Annotated in this window: 18 protein-coding genes and 1 tRNA gene; 8 read left to right on the top strand and 11 right to left on the bottom strand. The window is 49.3% G+C overall.

Annotated elements, in window-relative coordinates; translation table 11 throughout:
• Positions 1-34 precede the first annotated feature (34 nt).
• Positions 35-715 (top strand): response regulator transcription factor, encoded by a 681-nt coding sequence (locus P1U47_RS14140; protein WP_301029798.1) that lies wholly within the window; start codon positions 35-37, stop codon positions 713-715.
• Positions 705-1,976 carry a HAMP domain-containing sensor histidine kinase gene (locus P1U47_RS14135; RefSeq protein ID WP_301029796.1) on the top strand — a complete coding sequence of 424 codons (1,272 nt, stop codon included), beginning with the start codon at positions 705-707 and terminating at the stop codon, positions 1,974-1,976. The genes P1U47_RS14140 and P1U47_RS14135 overlap by 11 nt, the downstream gene beginning before the upstream one ends.
• A gap of 48 nt (positions 1,977-2,024) precedes the next feature.
• Here P1U47_RS14135 and P1U47_RS14130 read toward each other — a convergent pair whose 3' ends face one another.
• Both P1U47_RS14130 and pckA read right to left on the bottom strand, forming a co-directional pair.
• Positions 2,025-2,216, bottom strand: a complete 192-nt coding sequence (locus P1U47_RS14130; RefSeq protein WP_301029795.1) for a CopG family transcriptional regulator — start codon at positions 2,214-2,216, stop codon at positions 2,025-2,027.
• A gap of 110 nt (positions 2,217-2,326) precedes the next feature.
• Positions 2,327-3,943, bottom strand: coding sequence for a phosphoenolpyruvate carboxykinase (ATP) (pckA, locus tag P1U47_RS14125; protein ID WP_301029793.1), 1,617 nt, complete (start codon positions 3,941-3,943; stop codon positions 2,327-2,329).
• A gap of 200 nt (positions 3,944-4,143) precedes the next feature.
• Here pckA and dauA point away from each other — a divergent pair, with 200 nt between their 5' ends.
• Genes dauA through P1U47_RS14110 form a run of 3 tightly spaced genes read left to right on the top strand, consistent with a single transcriptional unit; the run spans position 4,144 to position 6,484 of the window.
• Positions 4,144-5,886 carry a C4-dicarboxylic acid transporter DauA gene (dauA, locus tag P1U47_RS14120; protein ID WP_301029791.1) on the top strand — a complete coding sequence of 581 codons (1,743 nt, stop codon included), beginning with the start codon at positions 4,144-4,146 and terminating at the stop codon, positions 5,884-5,886.
• Positions 5,873-6,118 carry a hypothetical protein gene (locus P1U47_RS14115; protein ID WP_301029789.1) on the top strand — a complete coding sequence of 82 codons (246 nt, stop codon included), beginning with the start codon at positions 5,873-5,875 and terminating at the stop codon, positions 6,116-6,118. The genes dauA and P1U47_RS14115 overlap by 14 nt, the downstream gene beginning before the upstream one ends.
• 21 nt (positions 6,119-6,139) lie before the next feature.
• Positions 6,140-6,484 carry a zinc ribbon domain-containing protein YjdM gene (locus tag P1U47_RS14110; RefSeq protein WP_301029787.1) on the top strand — a complete coding sequence of 115 codons (345 nt, stop codon included), beginning with the start codon at positions 6,140-6,142 and terminating at the stop codon, positions 6,482-6,484.
• A 489-nt stretch (positions 6,485-6,973) separates the two neighbouring features.
• Here the strand turns inward: P1U47_RS14110 and P1U47_RS14105 are convergent, their stop codons facing one another.
• The 4 genes from P1U47_RS14105 to P1U47_RS14090 all read right to left on the bottom strand — a co-directional run bounded on the left by P1U47_RS14105 (position 6,974) and on the right by P1U47_RS14090 (position 11,509).
• Positions 6,974-7,759, bottom strand: coding sequence for a hypothetical protein (locus P1U47_RS14105; RefSeq protein ID WP_301029785.1), 786 nt, complete (start codon positions 7,757-7,759; stop codon positions 6,974-6,976).
• 693 nt (positions 7,760-8,452) lie between these two features.
• A tRNA-Leu gene (locus tag P1U47_RS14100) sits at positions 8,453-8,539 on the bottom strand.
• Positions 8,540-8,685: 146 nt separating this feature from the next.
• A complete protein-coding gene (locus P1U47_RS14095; protein WP_301029782.1) occupies positions 8,686-11,043 on the bottom strand; it encodes a CFI-box-CTERM domain-containing protein in 2,358 nt (785 codons plus the stop codon).
• Positions 11,027-11,509, bottom strand: coding sequence for a hypothetical protein (locus P1U47_RS14090; RefSeq protein ID WP_301029780.1), 483 nt, complete (start codon positions 11,507-11,509; stop codon positions 11,027-11,029). The genes P1U47_RS14095 and P1U47_RS14090 overlap by 17 nt, the downstream gene beginning before the upstream one ends.
• Positions 11,510-11,828: 319 nt before the next feature.
• Between P1U47_RS14090 and P1U47_RS14085 the strand changes: the two genes are divergently transcribed.
• The 3 genes from P1U47_RS14085 (at position 11,829) to nhaB (ending at position 15,905) form a co-directional block, all read left to right on the top strand.
• On the top strand, positions 11,829-13,460 hold the full coding sequence (locus P1U47_RS14085; protein ID WP_301029778.1) for a phosphoethanolamine transferase: 1,632 nt from the start codon (positions 11,829-11,831) through the stop codon (positions 13,458-13,460).
• Positions 13,432-14,187 (top strand): phosphatase PAP2 family protein, encoded by a 756-nt coding sequence (locus P1U47_RS14080; protein ID WP_301029777.1) that lies wholly within the window; start codon positions 13,432-13,434, stop codon positions 14,185-14,187. The genes P1U47_RS14085 and P1U47_RS14080 overlap by 29 nt, the downstream gene beginning before the upstream one ends.
• A gap of 212 nt (positions 14,188-14,399) precedes the next feature.
• The gene (nhaB, locus tag P1U47_RS14075; RefSeq protein WP_301029776.1) at positions 14,400-15,905 is read left to right on the top strand and encodes a sodium/proton antiporter NhaB; all 1,506 of its coding nucleotides are present in this window, start codon (positions 14,400-14,402) and stop codon (positions 15,903-15,905) included.
• A gap of 122 nt (positions 15,906-16,027) precedes the next feature.
• Here the strand turns inward: nhaB and P1U47_RS14070 are convergent, their stop codons facing one another.
• The 5 genes from P1U47_RS14070 to P1U47_RS14050 all read right to left on the bottom strand — a co-directional run bounded on the left by P1U47_RS14070 (position 16,028) and on the right by P1U47_RS14050 (position 22,819).
• A complete protein-coding gene (locus P1U47_RS14070) occupies positions 16,028-17,011 on the bottom strand; it encodes a D-Ala-D-Ala carboxypeptidase family metallohydrolase (protein ID WP_301029774.1) in 984 nt (327 codons plus the stop codon).
• Entirely contained in the window at positions 17,012-18,643 is a 1,632-nt protein-coding gene (locus P1U47_RS14065; protein WP_301029772.1) for a L,D-transpeptidase family protein, read from the bottom strand. It abuts the gene before it with no gap.
• 67 nt (positions 18,644-18,710) lie between these two features.
• Complete coding sequence (locus P1U47_RS14060; RefSeq protein ID WP_301029770.1) at positions 18,711-20,219, bottom strand: HDOD domain-containing protein; 1,509 nt, start codon at positions 20,217-20,219, stop codon at positions 18,711-18,713.
• A gap of 90 nt (positions 20,220-20,309) precedes the next feature.
• The gene (locus tag P1U47_RS14055; protein ID WP_301029768.1) at positions 20,310-21,113 is read right to left on the bottom strand and encodes a thioesterase family protein; all 804 of its coding nucleotides are present in this window, start codon (positions 21,111-21,113) and stop codon (positions 20,310-20,312) included.
• Positions 21,114-21,184: 71 nt separating this feature from the next.
• On the bottom strand, positions 21,185-22,819 hold the full coding sequence (locus P1U47_RS14050) for a long-chain fatty acid--CoA ligase (RefSeq protein WP_301029766.1): 1,635 nt from the start codon (positions 22,817-22,819) through the stop codon (positions 21,185-21,187).
• Positions 22,820-23,336 lie beyond the last annotated feature (517 nt).

The following is a 23,336-nucleotide window of genomic DNA, read 5'->3' as shown; positions in this document are numbered from 1 at the left end:
ATAGCCACAGCCACAAACCAAAAGCTGACAATAAATGAATGTGCTGTTAGTAGAAGACGATCACGATTTGGCCTGCACGGTTATAGATTATCTGGCGCTGGAGCAAATCGACAGCGACCACGCCAGCAATGGCGTGGCGGCGCTAAATTTATTGCGCAGCCACCGCTACGACGTGATCCTCCTCGACATTAATCTGCCGCGCCTAAATGGCTTTAGCGTTTGCCAACAATTGCGTTTAGACGGTCTAGATACCCCCGTAATTATGCTAACCGCACGGGACCAACTCAGCGACAAACTTGAAGGCTTTCGCGCCGGTACCGACGATTATCTGGTTAAGCCCTTTGAACTTGAAGAGCTGGTGGTACGCCTGCAATCGCTGGCACGGCGGCGCAGCGGCCAAGTGCAGCAGCTGCAATACCGCGATTTAACCATGAACCTTAGCGAGCGCCAGGTGAGTCGCGGTGGCGAACGTCTGCATTTGTCGCCCAGCAACTGGACCTTACTCGAAGTGCTGTTGCGGGCAGCCCCCGCCAGCGTGACTAAAAATCAATTGGAACGGGCGCTGTGGGGCGACGACAGCCCCGACAGCAACGCCCTTAAAGTGCATATGTTTAAATTGCGCAAAGCCATTAACATAGATGGCGCCCCCGCGCTTATTCACACCTTAAGTGGTTTTGGGTTTGTGCTGCGCGAGGACCCCAACGATGCGTCTTAAATTGCTGGCGGCACTAAGCGCACTGGGTTTGCTCGTTGTTATTGTTGGCGGTTTCTCACTGCTTAGCGCCCATTATTTTATTCGCGGCATGGATACCATTGTTGCAGGCCAAATGGAACAGGCTGCAAGCCGGTATATAAAAAGTGTACCAAAGGCTGAGCGCGGCGGCTTGAACACCATCGACGGTTATTACTTTACCTCTAACTGGGCGTTAATGCCGCCCAGCCTTAGCGAGCCGTTTGCACAGCTTCCAGACAAAACCGACGTGCTCGTTAAAGAGCACAATGCCACTTGGCTTGAACCGCCGCGGGTGGTGCATTTTCTGCTTAGGCATACCATAGACGGCACAGATTATTTTATTGCTCGCACCCTCACCCGCAAAGACGCATCAAGCGTGATCGGGCTTAGCGCAATGCGCAGCAAGCAGTTGCTGGCTATGGTTAGCGTGGGTACGCTGATTGGCTTGGCATTTATTATTTGGCTGCTGAGCCGCCGAGTTACCCAGCCAGTATCCGAACTTGTGCAGTGGACCCGCAATTTAAACGCTGAGTCGCTGCACGAGTCTGTGCCGCACTTTGGGTTTCCAGAGTTAAATACCATGGCTGGCCTTATCCGCTCTAGCCTAACAACCGTGCACGACAGCCTTGAGCGTGAACATCACTACCAGCGCCATGTTAGCCACGAATTGCGCACGCCCATCAGTATTATTCGCAGCAACATCAATCTGCTGCGCAAATTAGAACAGCAGCAGCAACTTAACCCCGCTCAGCTCGGCCCTATTGTTGACCGAATTGACCGCGCTAGCCTCACCATGAAAAACCTCACCCACACCTTGCTTTGGTTGAGCCGCGACGATCAAAACGAGTCGCTACCCAAAACCACTGTGCAGCTAGATCAACTGCTCAACGATTTGGTGGCAGAATCCCGTTACCTAATGCAAGACAAAGCCGTGCAAATTGATGTGCAAACCCAGCCCTTTAGCATCGAAATAGCAACCGAACCGGCGCGTATTGTGCTCGCCAATATTATTCAGAATGCGTTTCAACACACATGGGAAGGCGACGTTCGCATCATTCAACAGGCAGCAACGATTATCGTCACTAACACCAATCGGCACAGTGACGAGGCGGTAGAAAGCTTGGGCTTTGGTTTAGGGCTGCGTCTCGTTAGCGAACTGACCACCCGCATGGGGTGGCACTACAGCAATGAGGCGTATGCCTCTGGGCACTGCGTTACAATTAATTTTGCCACGGATGCATAGCCAATAAGCGGTTTATATTAGCAAGGGCGTAGCCACATTGAGGAGATGTTACGGCGCGTCATCTTCACCGTTAAAAACTTGTTCTTTCCAATCTGGGCCAAGCGCTTGCTCAATATAATCGCGCATAAACTGGCGAATTTTTTGAGAGGGGGTAACGTCCTCCTGTTCACACAGCTTTTCGAAGGCCGCCTTTTTATGAGGGTCGACTAAAAGGGTTAATCGTGCAGTGCGCTTTTCCATGGAGAAACTCATTAATTAGAAAAACTGCCATGGCAACTTAACAAACATGGCAGTGTACTTAACAGCGCGCCTAAGCGCAGAGCGTTTGCTCAGCGCTTAGGGCAACATTCCTAACCTTCTATGGTAGGTCCGGCGCTAACTAAGGCCGCACCTTCTGGGGTGTCGGTAAACTGCTTGAAATTGGCAATAAATTTCCCTGCTAAAGAAAGCGCCTTTGCTGTCCACTGCTCTGTTTCAGCGTAAGTTTGGCGCGGGTCTAACAGATTTTCTTCAATGCCGGCCAGCGCTACTGGGGTTGCCAAATTAAACACCGGCAGGGTGTTAAACGTCGCGTTCTCGATTGAGCCATCTAAAATAGCGTCGATAATCTGGCGAGTGGCTTTAATAGAAATACGCTTGCCACTGCCATTCCAACCGGTATTGACCAAGTAAGCTTGCGCGCCCGCATTGGCCATGCGCTTATTCAAAACCTCGGCATACTGGGTGGGATGCAAACTTAAAAACGCTGCACCAAAGCACGATGAAAAGGTTGGTGTGGGTTCAGTAATACCCCGCTCAGTACCGGCCAATTTCGAGGTGTAACCCGACAGAAAATAATACTCCGCTTGTTCCTTTGTTAATCGCGTTACCGGTGGCAGCACACCAAAGGCATCGGCGGTTAGAAAAATAACCTTAGACGCGTGACCACCCACCGAAATCGGTTTAACGATGTTTTCGATGTGATAGATCGGGTACGACACGCGGGTATTTTCGGTTTTTGAATTGTCGGCGTAATCAATATTGCCTTCGGCATCCACCGCTACATTCTCTAGCAAGGCGTCGCGTTTGATGGCAGCGTAAATTTCAGGCTCTTGCTCTTGGCTAAGATTGATGGTTTTAGCGTAGCAACCGCCTTCAAAGTTGAACACGCCGTTATCGTCCCAGCCGTGTTCATCGTCGCCAATAAGTGCGCGCTTTGGATCGGTAGACAAGGTGGTTTTGCCGGTGCCAGACAAACCAAAAAAGATCGCCGTGTCGCCGTCTTCACCAACATTTGCCGAACAATGCATTGAGGCCATGCCCTTTTGCGGCAACAAATAGTTCATTACCGAGAAAATGCCCTTCTTCATTTCGCCGCCATACCAGGTGCCGCCAATAAGCTGCATGCCTTCGGTCATATTAAAGGCAACGAAGTTTTCAGAATTAAGGCCCTGCTCTTTCCAGTTAGGGTTGGTGGTTTTCGCGCCGTTCAACACCACAAAATCAGGTTCAAAATCGGCTAACTCTGCTGCGCTGGGGCGAATAAACATGTTTTTAACAAAGTGCGACTGCCACGCAACTTCGGTTACAAAGCGCACTTTCAAGCGGCTGGCGGCATTAGCGCCACAGAATAGATCGTCTACAAAGAGACGCTTGCCGCTGAGCTGCTCACCCACCACCGACTTAAGCGACTGCCAAACTTCTTCGTTAATTGGTTTGTTGTCGTTAGTGCCCTGATCTGACCACCACAAGGTATCGCGGGTGGTGTCGTCTTTAACAAAGTACTTATCCTTGGGTGAGCGGCCGGTAAAAATACCGGTATCTACCGCTACCGCGCCACATTTGGTTACCACACCAGCTTCATAGCCAGAGAGCTCCGGACGCGTCTCTTCTTGGAATAGAACTTCGTAGTCGGTGTTATAAAGGACTTCTGTTGGGTTTTGTATACCGTAGTTAGAAAGGGCTTGTTGCAGTTTAGATTGGCTCATCGGGGTGTCCTTTGGTTAGCAGCAGATTCTTGCCATGGCAATTAAGACGCATTGAATGTTAATAATATTAACATATAATACACACCAACCAATCCTTTGTGCTACCGATGACTTACGATTCGAGCCAATATTTGCCTGTGTCTTATAGGAATAGCCCCGCAGCTGGGTAAATACTCAAATACCGAGCCTGGAGAACACCAATGTCTCACCGAAAACACCTATTCTCGTTACGGGTGGGTTATGCACTTCGCGAGGCGCTGGCTGAGGGCTATAGTCGAAACAGCTTTTTGAAAGACCTTATCGCTGGCGTCACCGTTGGCGTAATAGCAATTCCCTTGGCAATGGCACTGGCTATTGCCAGTGGTGTGTCACCGCAATACGGCTTATACACGGCCATTATTGCTGGCGCCGTTATTGCGCTAACGGGCGGCAGCCGCTATAGCATTTCCGGGCCAACCGCTGCCTTTGTGGTTATTTTACATCCGCTAACGCTTGAATATGGTTTGGCGGGCCTATTGCTGGCCTCGGTTATGGCGGGCTTCATCCTTATTGCGATGGCTTTCGCCCGCCTCGGCCGCTTTATTGAATACATTCCAAACTCGGTAACGCTTGGCTTTACGGGCGGAATCGCTATTGTAATTGCTGTTTTGCAAATACCCGATTTTATCGGCATTGTCCTTACCAACACGCCAGAAACCTTTATAGGTAAATTAGCGGCCATAGGCGCAAATCTGGATCAGCTTGATACTGGCAGCACCTTTATTGCAGGCTTTACATTGCTGATAATGATTCTGTGGCCTAGGCTGCGCACACCAATACCGGCCCATTTACCGGCGTTAATATTGGCTGGGCTACTCGGTGTAATACTCGGAAATATGGGTGTTAACGTAGACACCATCGGTTCGCGCTTTCATTATTTGCTACCCAATGGCACCTTGGCCGAAGGCATTCCGCCCTACCTTCCCACCCTAGACTGGCCATGGAACCGGCTAGACGCCGCCGGACAACCGCTCAAACTAAGCTTCTCACTGTTCTCGCATTTACTGCCTGCGGCATTTGCTATAGCTATGCTGGGCGCGATTGAATCGCTGCTGTGCGCTGTGGTGTTAGATGATATGTCGGGCAAACGCCATAGTTCAAACAGCGAGCTACTCGCCCAGGGCTTGGCCAATATTGTCACGCCGTTTTTTGGTGGCATTACCGCAACCGCGGCAATAGCCCGCTCTGCCACCAATTATAAAGCGGGGGCAACTTCGCCAGTGGCCGCCCTTATTCACGCCATTATTGTGCTGTTAGGCCTCATTTTATTCGCCGGAACACTTGCTTATATTCCCATGCCCGCCATGGCAGCATTATTAATAGTGGTTGCGTGGAATATGAGCGAGGCGCACAAATCTGTAAAATTAGTCAAAAAATCCCCAGTAAGCGACATTTTAGTTTGGCTCACCTGCCTGTCGCTAACCGTCTTCTTTGATATGGTAGTCGCCATTACCGCGGGCATATTATTAGCGTCGATTCTTTTTATGAAAGAGATCGCTACCCTCACCCAAGTGGTGGACGTAAGCGACAATCCCGACTTTGTGCATAATGCCCTGCCCCCAAAATGGAAAGTATTCAAAATTAATGGCCCATTATTTTTTGCCGCCGCAGATCGCATTCTTGGCGAGCTGTCCCAGCAAATTCAAACCTTAGACGGCCTAATTTTGCATATGCGCTACAACAACTATCTGGATGCTGGCGGCTTAGCCGCCATCGAAAACTTACTGATTCACTGCGAGAGAAAAGGCATACAGCTGCATTTTTCCGCATGGCAGTTTCAGCCGCTAAAAACACTGTCTAAAGCGCGGGGAGATGCCAAAGGCCCTTTAGATGCGTCTTTCTCCACACTAAACGACGCAATTGATCATGTCCTAAAAAGAGATAATCACCATGCTATTGAATGAAGCCATCGCCCTAGGCGAAAAAGGCTGCTGGCAAGAAGCACAGGTAAGAATAAGCCCTGGCACTAAAACCCCAGAGAGCAGCACCCAATGGTTTGTGATGCTGCGCGACGCCAGCAACAAATCTTTTGTGCTTGCAGACAATAACGATCAACCCATCGCCACAGAAGACATGAGCGCGCTAGCGCAGCTCATTAGATCAATTGGCTTGAAAGAATTTACCGTTTTTTTATAAACCATGCATAAGGATTAACCTATGAGCAACTACCCACCCTGCCCAAAATGCCAGTCTGCGTTTGTTTACGAAGACCTCGATTCACTAATCTGCCCCGAGTGCGCCCACGAGTGGAAACCCACCAGCGGCGATGAAGAAGCCGACATTGCCAAAGTAAAAGACGCCAACGGCAACGACCTATTCGAAGGCGACAGCGCCACCCTAATCAAAGACCTAAAAGTAAAAGGTAGCTCCACCGTAATAAAAATTGGCACCAAACTCAAAGTTAACCGCATCGTCGACGGCGACCACAACATCGACTGCCGTGTAGATAAAATCGGCGAAATGATGCTGAAATCGGAGTTTGTTAAAAAGGCGAGTAGCTGAGATTAGGTGGGCTACACCTGAGTTGATCAATTATTGTGGGGGCTCCACGTAATAATTGATCGGCTCAATCAATTTCGCGAAGCCGTAACGCAACTTAAAGGGGACATTTGTCAAAACTCCGAAATAATTAAAGCCCAGATTCGTACGTGGACGATCCAAAGTCGGCCCATAAACTTAGATCCCCCCAAGGTGTTGATTCTTCAGGAGGTGCGAATGCGCCGCCCTTGGAGTTCTGTCAATAACTGTACGATAATCAAATACAGAACCGAAGATTCTGCTAATTAACTAATTGATAAGGCAATCCACTATATCCTAGGCATCAATTATAGCCCGATGAGTCTTTCGAAAACCCTTTGCTTAAGCCCAAGAAACTATCCATGACAAACTATCAACTGATCTTTTGAGGCGAACAGGAAATGCGCAGCACTAACGCAACCCTAGAATCCAGTCGGCAGGGGAGTTTATATAATATATTCGTGGCCTATTTTTTTAATTTCCGGCAAGCACTGGCTTTTTTAAATAGCTTTTCTGCCTGGCAAGTAAGCGAGGATACTCCTGCTCTCTAAAGGCCTCCGGCCACACAGGATGCTGGAAAGGGATGGCATCAAGAACACTAATACCATGATCTCGATAAAGTCGACGGGCATCCTGACTCATCATAATTTTTTTAAGATATTTAAGTATTTTCAGCCCCGGCTTGGCCCCTCTAGCCGTCAGTAAGTCAGAGATATAATACCTTGTTGCCTTAATCGCCAGCCCCACCCGTACAATTTCTCTATCATAGCGCTCATTGCTATAACCACGATGCAAGGAATTATGTATTCGAGCTTGCAAGCATAGCGGCGGCGAAAGTAATGGAACATCAACTACCTGCCCACCATAGCTTAAAGGAATTAAATCAAGCCCTTTATCCAAGTCACCATTCGAGATCCCATCTACTTGGCCTAGAAAATCGATACTTACCGGATCCCCATCCTCGTCTTCTAACGCAATTTTTCCAGATTGAGGGGTGAAGTCTTCAAAACCGGGGAGCTTAAACGTTCCCCCCCAAGCTTCTGCGCATTGCTCTATCGCAGCTTTCTTCCCCAAAAAATCCAAATCAAAACTCGTTACGTGAGCGAACTCTTCCAACGTCATTTCATCAATCAAATAGTGGGAGGCCCAAAGATATAGGGCTTGCCCACCAATGAGGACAATTTCCGGCTGAGAGTGTGATTCTGCTATTTGGATTAGTAGCTGGGCTAGCGCGTCAATTGGCTGTTTAGCTAGTTTCAAAGGATTACTTATTGATTTTAGGGCTATTCAGGGTAGCTCTAACTAAAGGCTTGAAACCGTGGGGCACCAATAGCGCTTACTGGCTTCATCGAAGCAACAACAAGTTCCGCCCTACCATCATTTATTGACTTTTGTAGGACTGACCGCTGATTATCTTTCTCTGCTTCACGCTTTTGAAAAAGATTCTTGTCATGGATATTAACAAAGGAACGCATTTATCAAGCTCCCACATGAAAAAACTGCACCGTTACGATAAACACAATACATTGTCCTACATTGTCAAACAACATAAAACACATTAAAGATTATTGGTATTTATACTCACCCACCCCACCAAATCACCCGAATCACACGTAACTCTTTGTTTTTAAACGTAATTTACAAGTAGCGGTAAAACTGTTAGACTGGGGTAGGTTCCGGCGTTGGGACAACGCCGGAACCTACCCCATACCTCTATTATTCAGGCATGGACTTCATTTGCCGGATAACACCGCCCAGCGGCTGTCGACTCCCGCCACCATCAGCAAAATTATTTTTGGTCTGCATCAACTGCTAACACGTAGATAACTTGATTAGTTCTGCCATTAAACTACCGCAAGCACACGAAATGCCTTTGTCTACTATACGTCTACTATGAAGATTTTCTGGATTTGACTTCGAATAGCAAAATCGCTGTAAGCTATTGATTTATATTGGTGCCCGGGGCCGGACTTGAACCGGCACGACATTGCTGTCGGGAGATTTTAAGTCTCCTGTGTCTACCGATTTCACCACCCGGGCTAAGGGGTTCTGGCGTAAGAGCCAGTTATGATGCAAAAACCTATGAACAACGGCTTTTGGGTAGCGCTAGTGCTTTAAAAGCGTTCGCAGTCTACTGATATGATTCAAAAAAATCAACGGCTTAGACTGCTTTATTGCTAGCTAAATTACCTGCGCTTGTTGGCGCGCCCTTCTATGCCCTGATATTTGCGCAAAGCGAGTAGCGCAGCCAGTAGGCTGATTACACTCCACAACGGGTATTTTAGCCCGTATACCAAGGGGCTCAGGCCCACTCGGCTTACAAAACGCAGGGTGTTTGAGCCCGCTATATAGTTGGCTACCGGTGGTGAGTAATGATAGTAGGCAGCCACAAATTTTCGCCCCCACGTATAGGGAAGCAGAACGTTGTCGCGGAAGTCGCGCAGTATTTTTACGTCTGGCGCTAAATAGCTGCCGTAGGCGGCGGTTGCTATAAAGCAGGCGCCACCGCCGCCACCTCCCCCGCCACTTTGCGCCACAGGTGCGCTTGGGGTTGGCGCTGGAGCAGGATTACCCACCGCAATAGACAGTGCACTGGCCGCTGCTTCGGCGTTTATTAGGCCGTTGGCACTAACATCGTCGTAGCCGGTGCGGGCTCGACCGCCGTTAACGTCGATGGCAGTGGTTTGAACTGCGCTGATGAGCTGGGCAGGCGTAGCTGTTGCATAGGCCTGTTTTAGTAATGCAAAAACGGCGGCTGCGTTGGGGGCTGCGGCAGAGGTGCCGAAGAAATTGGGAAAGTTGTCTGGCTCGCCGTCTTCGGGGGCGACATTGTTTGAGGATGCGCCAAGAAAGGTATTGTTATTGCCGTCGATGGCGGAAAAGCTGGGCACTGTGCGGCTTTGGCGCAGGTAATTGCCGTTTTGGTCAAATTGTATTTCGAGTACCCCGCCGAGCGAGCTAAAGGGTTCTGGGTCTATGCCGAGGGTGTCGTAGCCTTCTGGCCGAAACTCTGGCGATTCCCACCATGGTACAGCGGCTACCGAGGCAATATTTGCCGCGGCTGTGTGCCCCCAAACTGCGACGCCGTTAAAGCTGTATTCAACGGCGCTTGGTTGGCCGCCAGTGAGTAGTATTCTAAATTCTAGCGGTACTCCGGTTTGCTGGGGAATGTCGCCTTGGCTTCCGTCAAAATGCTCTACCGCTATATAAAAGGTTTGGCTTGCGGCGCCGGTAACTAATTTTACAAATTCGTAGGCGTCACCGTCGGGCTGGCCGGTGATTCCTTGCTTATTGGCACCCCGTTCGTAAAAGTCGGGGCTATTTGGGTTGAGGGCTAATACATTCGCTGCAGTCGTTGCATATAAGTCGAGGTCGATTTGCGCGCCCTTTGCGGGACTTATTGAGGCGTAGGGCTGATTCCAGTTGAGCACAACATATATTGTGCTATTTGGATTTAGGGTGATACTTAAAAATCGGTCGGGGTTGTTGTTGGAGCTCCAGTTGTGCAGATCGTTGCCGGTGGGCCAAAGGGTGGTACCAGGTTCGTCTAAGGTGGTGTTGGCGTCGTTGTAGACATAGCGGTAGGCTTGATCGCCATCGTTGCCGGCGGCGCTTAAATACGGTATTCCGGCGGCAACGCAGCGCGTAGCGGCGGCGGCTGGCGCGTCATCTTGGTAGGTGCTTTCGCTAATAAATAAGATGTCGTCAACAACAATGCTGGCGTTGTTGGCCGCGCAAAGTGTGTTAATAGCCACCGCTAGCTCGGCGCGGCTATTGCCCGCAGCGTGAAACAGTAAATCTACACCAGGCGCCACATCGTAAATAAGCTCGGCCATGGCGGCCCCTTCGTCGGTGCCCTTTTCTACGTCGTCTCTTAACAGCTTAATAACAGGGGGAAGATCGCCACTTATTTGATTGCGAGCGCTTTGTAAATTGCCCGCGATGCCTTTTGCGGGGGTAGTGTTGTTGCCGCGCACTGAGGCGGTTTGCGCAAAGCTGTCGGAGACAATACCAATGGTTTGGCCGCTGCCATCTACCGCCAAGGTGTTACTGATACTGGTGGCGCCCATTGCTCGCCCGCCGCGGCTCGTCACCGACCCAATGCGCAGCACCGATGGTTCCGCTAGGCTTAGGGATTGAACGCCACTTTGCTCGGCCAGCGCTAAAATAGCGTTAGAATTGTACGCCCGCACAGTTGCATGGCGACCATTGTCACTTAAAAAGAGTAAATCAATTCCGTGTTCGCTTAGGAATGCGGGTAGGTCTTTGGCATCGTTAAGCTGTAATACCAAGAGTAGCCCTTGGTCTGCCGCGACGTTAGCACTGCGCTGCATCCGCAGCTCTGGCTGGGGATTGGTGCGAATGGTGCTGGCAAATTCCGGTGTTTCTGGGCTAACAAGGCTGCGCAGGTGGCTGTCTATTTTGCCGACAGTAGCCGATTCTTGTGCGAGCTTTTGCTTGAGGTTTAACTCTGCAATGCTGGCTTGGCTAGATAATACCAGCCCGCCAATGAGTAATGCCGCCCAATTAGTGTTTACGCTCATCAAATGCCTTTAGTGTTAATTCTCGTTTGGGTGTCGCGGTGCTAACCGACACTGCACTCACACCATTTATGCCTGCCAGTTTTTGTAATTGCGCCTGTGTTTTTACCCAAAGTGTTAGGCGTTGGTTGGCTGGATTGATGTAATCTAACTTATAGCCTGCATTTTTAAAATTAGCGATTATTGTTTCAGCATTAGGCGCCCAATAGCGAACATCCACCAAAATGCCAAACTCGGGGTCTACCCGCACAGTTAGGCCGCCTTCAGTTATACGCCAAAGTGATTCATCTAGATTTACAAGGGTATTGAGTGGTGCTTGCAGTACGACACTTTGAATAATGGCCTCTTTCCGATCTTGCTGTTGGCGATCGGCCTCTTGATTGGTACAGGCAAATAGCAGGCCGCCAACCGCGAGGCCTATGCAAATTAAGTCCACCGCCGCTATAAAGTAGTTTTTGAGGGTGAGCATGCGTCCTTTTGCTCCTAAATTAAGTGCTTTCGGTTTATTCATCGATGTAGCTTAACGCTATAATGGCTGGAACAAAGTAAGGGATTTACACAGGCATCAGCGGCAGCAAAAAGGCTTAGTTTGTAAATTTTGGTGGCGGTGCTCGCTATTTCTGCGCGAATATTAGGCCGCTACTCACTTTTGTAGGCTTTCTTAAGTAATTCTTAATTTTTACGCGATATTGTGTGCCCAAATAGGGTATGCGCTGTCGGCACGCCCCGAATATTGAGCTGTATCTCTGCGTTGAGCTCAGTGCGTTTTACTATGAGAAAAAAACTATATGTCGTTGCTGTATCGCCTGCGCTCTTACCACATTATGGTTGTTGTTGCTGTTTTTCTGAGCGCAACTGCCAACTTAAGCTTTTTTTCAGCGGTTCTAGATTTATACCCTTGGGCAGACAACAGCGGCTTTATTGTGTCGATGGTGGTTTTGCTGGTTGCGTGCTTAACCCTGCTAATGGCGGTGTTCAGCCTTGTGCTGCCGTGGCGGATTACGGTGTCGTTCTTTTTGCTGGTCGCGGCGGGCACAGCCTATTTTTCAGACCAATTTGGCACGGTTATCGACGTGGATATGATCCGCAACTTGGCTGAGACGGATGTGGCCGAGTCGAGCGATTTACTCAGTTTGAACTTGATTCTGCGAGTGGTATTACTTGGTGTACTACCAGTGGTATTGCTATGGGTTTATCGCAGTCAGCAGGGTAGCTGGGGGAAGCGACTGATTAGTCACGGCATTACCGCGCTGCTGGCATTGGCGCTAATGGCGGCGTGTATATTTAGTTTTAGCAGCCAGTACGCGAGCTTTTTTAGAGAGCACAAATCCGTGCGCTACTATATTAGCCCCGCCTACCCTATTTATTCTGCCATGCAGTTTGCGGCAAGTTTTGCACCAACGGCCGACCCCATACCCTTTATGAGCCTTGAGGCCGTTGCCAATATTTTGGAAACCGAGGATGCTCACGCCGAACTGGTTATTTTAGTGGTGGGCGAAACCGCCCGCGCTGATCATTTTTCACTCAACGGTTACGAACGCGAAACCAATCCGCTGCTCGCCAAGCAACAAAACCTCATCAGTTTCAGTAATATTCATTCCTGTGGCACATCCACAGCTATTTCTGTGCCGTGTATGTTTTCGTATTCTGCCCACGACAATTTCAACGTAAACAGTGCCCGCAACACTGAAAACGGTTTGGATTTATTGCAAAAAGCCGGCGTGAATGTACTGTGGAGAGACAATAACTCAGATTCTAAAGGCGTTGCAGACAGGGTACCCTTTGAAAATTTTCGCAGTAGCGAGCGCAACCCCGTGTGTGACGAAGAGTGCCGCGACATTGGTATGTTGGACGGGTTGCAAACCTATATCGACAATAAAAGCGGCGATATTTTAATTGTGCTGCATCAAATGGGCAGCCATGGGCCAGCGTATTATCGGCGTTATCCCCCAGCGTTTGAGAAATTCACGCCCGCCTGCCAATCGGCAGAGCTTTCGGATTGCAGCCAGCAGGAAATAATCAATGCCTACGACAATACCATTTTGTATACCGACTATTTCCTGTCGCAGGTAATTGCGCTGTTATCAGCCAATTCACCTAAATATGAAACAGCCATGTTTTATGTAAGTGATCACGGTGAATCCTTGGGCGAGGCCGGTATGTATTTGCATGGCATGCCTTATAGCTTTGCACCTGAAGCGCAAACTCACGTTCCGGTTGTTGCGTGGATTGGCCCCTCTTCAGACATTGATTATGAGCAGACCCTTGCGCTTAAAGACCAAGCCAATTCCCACGACGTGGTGTTTGACACCTTGCTGGAAGTCTTTGAGGTAACTACCGACCTTTTACCCGCCGCTGCTGTAAAACTGGTTGTGTTGGAAGACGAAGAAGATGAAGAAAGCCACAATGCGGCCCGCTAAACATATTCAGTATTCCCTGCTCGCGCTACTGGCTTGCACGGTATGCTTTGAATTTACCCCATTGGATATTTGGGTGCAGGACCTGTTCTACAATAGCGGGAGTCAGCAGTGGCTGTTAAGCATTAAGGGTAGCCCGATTCGGCATTTCCTGCTTTACGACGGCCCCAAAAAGCTCCTAATTTTGTTTGAATTAAGCTTGCTACTGAGCCTGCTGTTTTTTAGAAAACACTCGCTGGTTAAGCAATATCACAGCGGCTTACTCATTGTATTACTCTCGTTGCCGCTCGGGCCGGCGGTTGTTTCGTCATTAAAGGGCACCACCAATGTGGCCTGCCCCTACGCCTTAAACCAATACGGTGGCGATATTCCGTACATTAAAATTTTTGAGCGCTACCCCGCTGGCCAACAACCAAGCAAACAGCAGCGCTGCTTCCCCGCCGGCCACGCCAGCGGTGGCTTTGCCTTAATGGCTTTATACTACTTGCCGCAGTCTCGGCGCCGCCGTCGACAAGTGCTTTATTTTGCCATCGGCGCCGGTTGGCTTATGGGTGGCTATAAAATGCTATTGGGCCACCATTTTCTAAGCCACACCCTAATTTCGATGATTTTATCGTGGTTTGTTATTAACTGTATTGCTCAGATGGTCACGCCGCACAAAGTTCTGGATCCCGATTCGCCTCTAACTCCAGAACGAAGCCCCCTGCTGCCGGTAGTTTCCTCAGACTAACCCCCAATTTTTCTGCATTGCAGCACCATCCTTCACTAACTAATCGCCGTTTATCCGGCGATTAGCCTTATTTATGTGCTGTCTTTTACTGCCAGCACTACCTCAGCATGGTTCTGCGCAACAGACTGTATTATCATTAGCGCCGGTCATTACCCGACTGGCCTCTGCCGTCGTCCGAAGCCGAATGACAAACTAATAAGGATAGTGATTTTATGGATCAGACTATGGTTCAAGCCTTTGCCAATAACTTTCTTGGCAATGCGCCTAAATGGTATAAAAAAACGATTATCTGTTTTCTCATCTTAAACCCGATTCTTTTCTATACAGCAGGCCCGTTTATTGCTGGCTGGGCGCTAATTGCGGAGTTTATTTTTACCTTGGCAATGGCACTTAAGTGCTACCCCTTGCAGCCAGGCGGCCTGTTGGCGCTAGAGGCCATTGTTATCGGTATGGCGTCGCCAGAAACCGTGTATATGGAAGCCCGCAATAACTTTGAAGTGATCTTGCTGCTGGTGTTTATGGTGGCAGGCATTTACTTCATGAAGAATTTGTTGCTCTTCGTGTTTACCAAGCTACTTCTTAAAGTAAAGTCTAAGGTCGCTTTGTCGCTACTATTTTCCTTTATGGCGGCCTTTTTAAGTGCCTTCCTCGATGCCCTCACGGTAACGGCGGTATTAATTGCAGTGGGTATTGGCTTTTACTCGGTTTATCACCGCGTTGCCTCGGGTGGCCACCATTCGCACAATGACCACGACCATGGTGACGACGGCAAGGTTACTGATAATTCCCGCGAAGATTTAGAGCAATTCCGCGCATTTTTGCGTAGTTTGTTAATGCATGGTGCAGTTGGTACCGCTCTGGGCGGCGTGTGCACCTTGGTTGGCGAACCCCAAAACCTGTTAATTGCAGAGAAAATGGGCTGGGATTTCATGCATTTCTTGCATGTTATGTCACCGGTAACCATGCCTGTACTCTTCGCTGGCCTGCTTACGTGTGCGCTGCTTGAAGTTACTGGCAAGTTTGGTTACGGCACAAAATTACCAACTTCAGTGCGTACAGTTCTAGAAGAGTACTCTGCAGAGCAAGATCGTAAACGCACCTCCTCCGACGTTGCCATGCTAATTGTGCAGGGCGTTGTTGCGGTGTTCTTGGTGGTGGGTTTGGCCCTTCACTTGGCGCCTGTGGGCTTGATTGGTTTAACAATTATTGTTTTACAGACTGCGTTTAACGGTATTGTAGACGAGCATCGCATTGGCCATGCCTTTGAAGAGGCGCTGCCCTTTACCGCATTATTGGTAGTGTTTTTTGCGATAGTAGGCGTTATTCATGAGCAGCATTTGTTTAAGCCGATTATCGACCATGTATTGGCGATGGAAGGCCAGATGCGCACCTTGATGTTCTTTATTGCCAACGGCGCGCTCAGCGTTATTAGTGATAACGTATTCGTTGCCACCGTGTATATAAACGAAGTTAAAGCCGCATTTGATGCTGGTCATCTGACCCGCGAAGAGCTTGAGCATTTAGCTGTAGCCATTAACACCGGCACCAACATTCCTAGTGTTGGCACCCCAAATGGCCAAGCTGCATTCTTGTTCTTGCTAACCTCTGCACTAGCCCCACTCATTCGTTTGTCTTACGGCAAAATGGTGATAATGGCTCTGCCGTACACTATTGTGATGAGTAGCGTTGCGATGGTTGCGGTGTGGTTCTTTGATTAATCCCGCGCTATAAAAAGCGCTAACGCGCTGTTAGTTTGCCAACGAAAGCCCCGGTCATTGTGATCGGGGCTTTTTGCTTTAGAGAATACCTAAAGGGAATGCTGGTTTTGGCGCAGCGCTAACTACTTGTGGCCCCAGCGCGCGGGGGTTCCCCGCACATCCACATGCACAAAGGGGCCGTGGGCTGGGGTTTTATCATATAGCCCCACGCCACCCATTAACTCTGGGTGTTTGCTGTGGCTGACTAATTTATCGGCGATCCCGTAAAGATACTCGGCGTCTTTCAGATTGGTCAGGCCATCCCCATTTAGGTCATCCATATAGTCATTGACGGGCTTTACATCAATAAAGATATCGGCGGCGCCACCGTAGATATGCCGGCTATTGGTGACATTGCCTATGGCCTTGTTATAAAACGGCGTGCGATAACCGCTCATCACCACAAAACTGTCGGCGCGAATACCTTGGGCGTTGACGGTCTTTAACAGCAGTTCGAGCTTGTTGAGCAAATCAGCCCGTAACAGCAAGTATTTGGGATAGCCACTTTGCTGTTTGCACAAAAACTGACCTAGCCTGAAATGCGGCGATACCAAGAGCTGCTCTAATGCGGGGGTAACTTCTATAAAACCTGCCGGTGGCTTGTAGGTTTCTAAGCCCTTTAAGGCACTGGGGTAGCTGCCAATTTGATAGCCCTTAAGTTTACCATTTACAATTTGACTCGCTGGCCGCAATACAAAAACCTGAAGCTCTACCTTGCGCTTATCTTTATTGCGCAGCAGCACAATCGGGTAATAGCCCGGTTTGTTTGGCGCCCGCCATTTGATATGCCCTGTAGGGCTAATCTTAAGCTTTTGGTCGCCTTGCGTTGCACTAAATTCCTCCGCCCCGCCATGACTAATGCGAATACTCAGCGCTTTACCAGGCATTACGGTGCGCAAACTAATAGCTTGGCGCAGCGGTTTTTTTCCTACATCAACACTGAACGGCATCAAGCCTGGATCAAATTCGGGTGGCGCGTCTGCGTGTGCCAAACCAGTAATGAGACTGTATACAACAACGAGCAAAAACATTGAAAAGCGCTTACGGCCATTGAGGTTAAGGTTCATTTAGTGCTCTACATGAATTAGGGGTTTGTTTAGCGCTTGCCATAACGGCTGGTCACGCTCATATATATCATTGCGGAAATTAATACCGCCTTCGCGATCTACCCATGCAGTCCAATATTCAATATGAATTGGCAGGGGCGTTTTCAAACTCACTGTTTCGGTATTCCCCTTGGCGATGACAGCGGCGATTTTGTCGTGGTCCCAGCCTTGATCCCGCAATAGAAACTCAGCGAGTTCGAGCGGATCAGACACTCTTATGCAGCCAGAGCTGAAAGCCCGTTCGGCCTTTTTAAACAGTTCCCGCGAGGGCGTGTCGTGAAGGTAGACGTCGTGAGGATTAGGGAACATAAACTTCACTTGGCCCAGCGCGTTTTGGGGGCCAGGGCCTTGCACCAAACGAAAGGGAAAATTCCGTTTGGTAATCTCGTTCCAATGGATTGAGAATGGGTCGATTGGCACGGTTGAATCACCGCGGAAAACCCGAATTCCAAGGCGGTTTAAATAGCCTGGGTCTTTTTGGATCTCGGCGAGCTTGTCTTCAACTGCTAATTTAAAGGGCACCGTCCACGTTGGGTTCAACACCAAATAGCGTATTTTATTGCTAAAAACGGGGGTTTTGCGGTAATTGCGCCCCACTACCACCGGTTTTACAAAAACAGTTTCGTTGTGGTCGATGATTTTAAGCTCAAAAGCCGCAATATTAACAAGCAAGTGCTTGTCACCTAAATCTTCCGCCAGCCAGCGCCAGCGTTCCATATTGACAATAATCTGCTTGGCGCGTTCCTTGGGCGATATATTTAGGGCCTTAATTGTTTCGCGGCCAATCACCCCATCAGGATCAAGGCCATGACGGGTTTGAAAGTGTTTAACGCCCTGTTGTAGCGCAGCATCGTAAACAAGCTTGGTATCAGCTTCAGTCGCTTCTGCGCCTGAGCTGGGCAAGTCGCCCCACACCCGTAGTCGCGCACTAATCATTGGCAGCCGCGTGTCGGTGTTGTCGGTTTTTATCGCCGGCGTTTCTGCTAGGGGCTTTTGCCATGAGGTGTTCGGCAGCAACTTCATTTTAGCCAGTGCAATCTTTAAGCGGTAATAGCGAATTTGCTTCGGCCGCATACTGTCTAAAGCGGTCGCGACATCGCCCTGCTTTATGACGCGCTGCAATACTGTTTCAACATTGCCGTGCCGCCGGTTGGCTTCCCATTCATCGCTTAAGCTTATGGGGTCAATTTTTCCCGCTTGTAGGTGCCCCGCCAAGCTAAAAAAGGCATCGCTTAATAGCAAGTCGAATGCCGCCACATCTTGCGCGCCCACCTCAGCCGCTAAGAGCGGTAATAGCACTTCACTGTGATAATCACTGGGTAGCAACCCGTCGCCATCAATCTGCTTAATTGTGCTAATTAGCACTCGCCCTGATTCCGTTAGGCGCGCATTGCTAAACCAAACCGGTTTAAAGTCGTTTTGTATATAAAAACGACTAAGCGGGGTTTTATTCATCACCGGTTCATTCAGCAGACTCGCCGGATAGCCCCCAGACCAATTTTCTATACTTTGGCGCAGTTGGTCGTTGGCTAGCACTGGGCAACTAACACCAAAGCACGCAAATATCAGCATTAATCGGTAGATGAGTTTCATATATGCAGCGATCTCTAAAAGGTGTGTAAAACAACGTGCGGAGGCAAAATAACGTAACAAAATTGACTTATTCTTGATCGAACTCAGCAATTCGGTTTGTCGGTTTTAATTTAGCGGTAAACAAGGCTGACTGCGCCGCATTAAGCAGATCCTCGGCGCTATTAAACTCACCTTCTCCACCATGGGTTGCCACGCCAATACTGGCGTGAATGCTTATATTGCTAACACCGCCTAGGGGGCCCTTTTTGCTCGGAGTGCTGAGTGTTTCTATAGCATCATAGATACGCTGGCAAACCATAGTCGCCTGCGCGCGGGTCGCGCCGCCAATAATGATTAAAAACAATTCGTCGCTGAAACGACTAAGCACATCGCCGGAGCGCACGGTGGCCTCAAGGGCGCGCGCCACGTCATTGATATAGGCATCGGCGTCGGGGACTTTTTTATGAATTTCCTTTAAATTGCCAATCTCCAATAACATAAAACTAATATTTCGATCTGTGCGGCAGGCAATATCAAAGGCATCGGGAATGTAGCCGTCGGCAAACTTGCGAGAAAACACCTTGGTTTGCGGGTCGTAGCGCTCTTCACGGCTCAATTTTGTGCTGGTGCTGGTTTTTTCCTTTGTTGTTGGTTTGTGAAGATTGCGCTGCAAGGTTTCGATATTAATGGCGGCCAAGGTGGCATTGGCCTCTTCCAGCAATTTAGATTGGCTGGCGCTTTCGGTTAATTTCACGTCGAACAAAACTTCCATCTCAGGAATTTTGTCGTGCATTACCTCAATTAGGCGCTCAATTTTATTAAGGTTAAAATCTAAAACCCGCTGGCACTGCAAAACCAATTGGTTGCGAGCATCACTGCTTTCACCAAAGATTAAATAGTCGGCAACCACACCAGAAAGAGCTACACAGCGCACAAATAAACCATCGCGATCACCTTTGGCAAACACCGTCGGGCGATGGCTATTAGCAATGGCCAAGGTGGTGCGGTCGGCTAAACCCCAATGTTTACAGAGCCAACTACCGGCTTCGGCATGGTCGCCGCCCATTCTTTCAATTTCGTATTCGCGAACCCGTTGGTGAAACACTTGGTCACTTTGTAGTTCTGAATAAAATTCGGGTTGCAGGCGGTCTATGGCAATCATGCCTATATCTTGTAAGAGACCCGCTAGGAACAGCTCCTCTAATGCGCGCTCGCCAGACAGGCGGCCTAGCTCCAAGGCCGCACTGGCGGCCAGTAAAGACCGTCGCCAAAACAAGGGGTAATGGAGGCCAGAGCTCTGGGACGCTTTAATCGACGAGGTAAGAGAAAAACTCAAGGCCAGATTAACGGTGGTATTTAAGCCCAATAGCACTATGGCGCGGCGCAGATTTTCAATTTTATGGTCATTGGCATAAATAGGCGAATTAGCATATTGCAGGGTTTTGGCCGCCAAGGCTGGGTCACTGGCGACCAGATCGGCAATATTTTGCATATCGATTTCACCCTGCTGAGCCAAGGTGACAACCCGCGTTACCACCCGCGGAATAGACGGCAGGCGCGCAGTATTTTCAATGAACGGGCTTAAATCAATTGCCATATTTACTTTCTCTAGTAACGCTAGCAGTAAGGCCTTTTATATTGGGTATAGTAAGCGTTTGTATTACACAAAAGCCGTAATTTGCAGGGCTTATTTTTCAAACACAGTGGCAATTTGGCGACTAAACATCACCGCCTTACCCTCTGGCCCCCATATAGTCGCGTTATTATGGAAATAGCCATCACCCGCCGCTTGGCAGCGATAATCGCAATACCACCATTGCGAGGCATCTGCGCTGGGCAAATCCGCTGGAAACTCCAAATACCAGCTCAAAGAGCTACCGGCACCTGGGGGCTTAATCATATTTAAACCCGGCATTGGTGGTGCGTCGGCCAGTGCGACTAACGCTGCTACATCAATAGCCCGCGGATTTGGGAAACGCAACCAAATACCAAAATCGGCGCTCGCAGCACCACGAAAAGGTAGCTCACCAAATGCTATCCGCATATCAAAATGCTGGGTGAATTGTGGGGTAATTCCTTTTATATAGGGTAGCGGCGTGAGGCTTTCTGGTGGGGTGACGTGCGGCATGCTCGGGGCCTCAATTTTAATAGCCGAAAGCCGATTTTTACCGTAGGAAGCGCTGACAGTTACGGCCACCTCGCCATCGCACACCAGCTCGCCCTGTAAATGACTTACCGAACCGCCGGCACGCAGCTCTCTAATAACAATGCGGTGTTCACCCGCCGGCACCGGCCCAACAAAAACGACCGACAAGGCGCGCAGCCGGCGATCGCCATCTACTTGTTGCTGCATGGCTTGGCAAATTAAGGCCGCACTGAGGCCACCAAAAGCCGTTCGTCCTTGCAACCAAGTGTCGTCAACAGACACACAGTATTGATTGGCTTCACCGCTTGGTTTAACGCTGGCGAGTAAACCTTGAAAGTCGATCATTTATTGCCCTTATTAATTTTATTTACAGCGCGCATATACAACACAGTTTAGACCAAATGGTGACGCTGATTTTAAGCGATATTCGGCCAACGGTAGTCTTTGTAGGTTTCCCGAATGTCCTTTTTGCTTAGTTTGCCAGTGGCAGTATGGGGAAGGCTGTCAACAAATAGGCAATCTTCAGGAATCCACCATTTTGCGACATTGCCTTCAAACCAAGCCAGCATTTCTTCTTTGCTGAGGCTTTCGCCATCGTGCAAAATCACCAGTAGTAAAGGCCGTTCGCTCCACGTGGGGTGAGGCATGCCGACGACAGCGGCCTCGGCAACCCGCGGGTGATTAACCGCGCAGTTTTCTAGCTCAATAGAGCTAATCCACTCACCGCCAGATTTAATGACGTCTTTTAGGCGGTCGGTAATTTGCATATAGCCGTGTTCGTCAATGCACGCAACATCGCCGGTTTCAAACCAGCCGTCATCGTCTAGGGTTTGACCGTCATAACGATAATATTCGGCGATAATCCACGGCCCCCGAACTTTCACAGCGCCGGCGCTAACGCCGTCCCAGGGCAACTCATTGTTGTCGGTGTCTACTATTTTAATCTCGACCCCAAACACTGGCCGGCCCTGTTTAAGACGCATTTTGTCGTATTGCTCAGGAGGCAGTTCCGCGATCGACGGTGGCACATTGCCATTAAAGGTGCCGAGCGGGTTCATTTCTGTCATACCCCAGCCCTGCTGTACATCAACACCGTGTTTAGTGCGGAAGTCATCATAAATAGTGAATGGACAAGCCGCGCCGCCAACAGTTAAGCGATTGAGGCTAGCAATAGTTTTGCCGGTTTTAGCCAAGTAATTCAACAGCGCGAGCCACACTGTTGGCACCCCTGCCGACACGGTGACTTTTTCTTCGTTAATAAGCTTGCACAGGGTTTCACCGTCACCCATCTTAGGGCCAGGCATCACCAATTTGGCGCCGGTCATCGGCGCGCTGTAAACCATACCCCAGCCATTAACATGAAACATGGGCACAATGGGTAAGGCGACATCTTTCACCGACAAACCAAACACGTCAGGCGCAATACTGGCGTAGCAGTGCAGCACTGTAGAGCGGTGTGTATACATCACGCCTTTGGGGTTGCCGGTAGTGCCTGATGTATAACACAGCGCCGACGGCGTATTTTCATCTAACTCTGGCCAAGTGAAGTTTTCACTCTCTGCGGCCAATAATTCCTCGTAACAGTGCGCATTGCGCAGTTTGGTAGCTGGCATGTGAGCGCGGTCAGTCATCACCACAAAACCCTCTACCTTCGGCATGGTGTCTTGCAATTGCTCTAACAGCGGCACCATGGTGGCATCAACAAAAACCCATTGATCGCGACCGTGGTTCACTATGTATTCGATTTGTTCAGGAAATAGGCGTGGATTGACGGTGTGGCAAATCATGCCGCTGCATGACACCCCATAGTAAATTTCCAAATGGCGGTAATCGTTCCACGCAAAGGTTGCTACGGTATCGCCCTGCTTCAAGCCTAGCTTAGCGAGTGCGTTAGCTAAGCGTCTGGCCCGTGCAAAGGCCTCGCGATAGGTGTAGCGATGACGAGGGTTGTCTGCGGTAACCGATACAATTTCCACCGCGCCATTGACCCTTTCGGCGTGCTTCATTATCGAGGTGATTGTAAGTTGGGTGTTCATCATGGCATTTATCATTATTGTAATTCTCTTCTCTAGATGTGATTCACATTGGTGTTATTTCAACAGTCCTTAAGAATTTGAGCGATCAGTTTTTACCACAAAATACTGACTAGACCCATTATTACGGCCTACACAGCGTGCTGTACGCCAAAATAGCGCCATTGTCAGGCTTCAGCTTAGCTCACAAAGACGATATGCGGTGCTTGCGGGCTAAACGCGGCGAACCGACCAACCGAACAGAAACTCCGGAACTAAATGCCAGCTCAATGTATCGAAGCATGGCAGTTACACCTGAAACTTGCTGGCGAGTTACTGGGGCTTAGGCTGCGGCATCGCGTGTAAATTGGGTATTGATTGCGGTCGTATCATGATTGGATAGCACGTTAATATATCGCTCTACTACGGCTATTCTGGGGTTTTTATGCACTTTAATACGCTCCACAGGGTCAATTAGTAGACCTTTCCAGTGTAACGCGGTATATCACTAACGAATATGTCGTTTTTGGAAATAAACATCGAGCTACTGCCAAGC

It is taken from the genome of Zhongshania sp. (assembly GCF_029212375.1).
Classification (GTDB): domain Bacteria; phylum Pseudomonadota; class Gammaproteobacteria; order Pseudomonadales; family Spongiibacteraceae; genus Spongiibacter.
The sequence above is the reverse complement of the archived record's forward strand: the minus strand, read 5'-3'. Positions and strand labels throughout refer to the sequence as shown.

Bases quoted from the DNA above. Each gene is read 5' to 3' on its own strand.
- P1U47_RS14140 (WP_301029798.1), top strand. From the start codon at position 35: ATGAATGTGCTGTTAGTAGAAGACGATCACGATTTGGCCTGCACGGTT.
- P1U47_RS14135 (WP_301029796.1), top strand. From the start codon at position 705: ATGCGTCTTAAATTGCTGGCGGCACTAAGCGCACTGGGTTTGCTCGTT.
- P1U47_RS14130 (WP_301029795.1), bottom strand. From the start codon at position 2,216: ATGGAAAAGCGCACTGCACGATTAACCCTTTTAGTCGACCCTCATAAA.
- pckA (WP_301029793.1), bottom strand. From the start codon at position 3,943: ATGAGCCAATCTAAACTGCAACAAGCCCTTTCTAACTACGGTATACAA.
- dauA (WP_301029791.1), top strand. From the start codon at position 4,144: ATGTCTCACCGAAAACACCTATTCTCGTTACGGGTGGGTTATGCACTT.
- P1U47_RS14115 (WP_301029789.1), top strand. From the start codon at position 5,873: ATGCTATTGAATGAAGCCATCGCCCTAGGCGAAAAAGGCTGCTGGCAA.
- P1U47_RS14110 (WP_301029787.1), top strand. From the start codon at position 6,140: ATGAGCAACTACCCACCCTGCCCAAAATGCCAGTCTGCGTTTGTTTAC.
- P1U47_RS14095 (WP_301029782.1), bottom strand. From the start codon at position 11,043: ATGAGCGTAAACACTAATTGGGCGGCATTACTCATTGGCGGGCTGGTA.
- P1U47_RS14090 (WP_301029780.1), bottom strand. From the start codon at position 11,509: ATGCTCACCCTCAAAAACTACTTTATAGCGGCGGTGGACTTAATTTGC.
- P1U47_RS14085 (WP_301029778.1), top strand. From the start codon at position 11,829: ATGTCGTTGCTGTATCGCCTGCGCTCTTACCACATTATGGTTGTTGTT.
- P1U47_RS14080 (WP_301029777.1), top strand. From the start codon at position 13,432: ATGAAGAAAGCCACAATGCGGCCCGCTAAACATATTCAGTATTCCCTG.
- nhaB (WP_301029776.1), top strand. From the start codon at position 14,400: ATGGATCAGACTATGGTTCAAGCCTTTGCCAATAACTTTCTTGGCAAT.
- P1U47_RS14070 (WP_301029774.1), bottom strand. From the start codon at position 17,011: ATGAACCTTAACCTCAATGGCCGTAAGCGCTTTTCAATGTTTTTGCTC.
- P1U47_RS14065 (WP_301029772.1), bottom strand. From the start codon at position 18,643: ATGAAACTCATCTACCGATTAATGCTGATATTTGCGTGCTTTGGTGTT.
- P1U47_RS14060 (WP_301029770.1), bottom strand. From the start codon at position 20,219: ATGGCAATTGATTTAAGCCCGTTCATTGAAAATACTGCGCGCCTGCCG.
- P1U47_RS14055 (WP_301029768.1), bottom strand. From the start codon at position 21,113: ATGATCGACTTTCAAGGTTTACTCGCCAGCGTTAAACCAAGCGGTGAA.
- P1U47_RS14050 (WP_301029766.1), bottom strand. From the start codon at position 22,819: ATGATAAATGCCATGATGAACACCCAACTTACAATCACCTCGATAATG.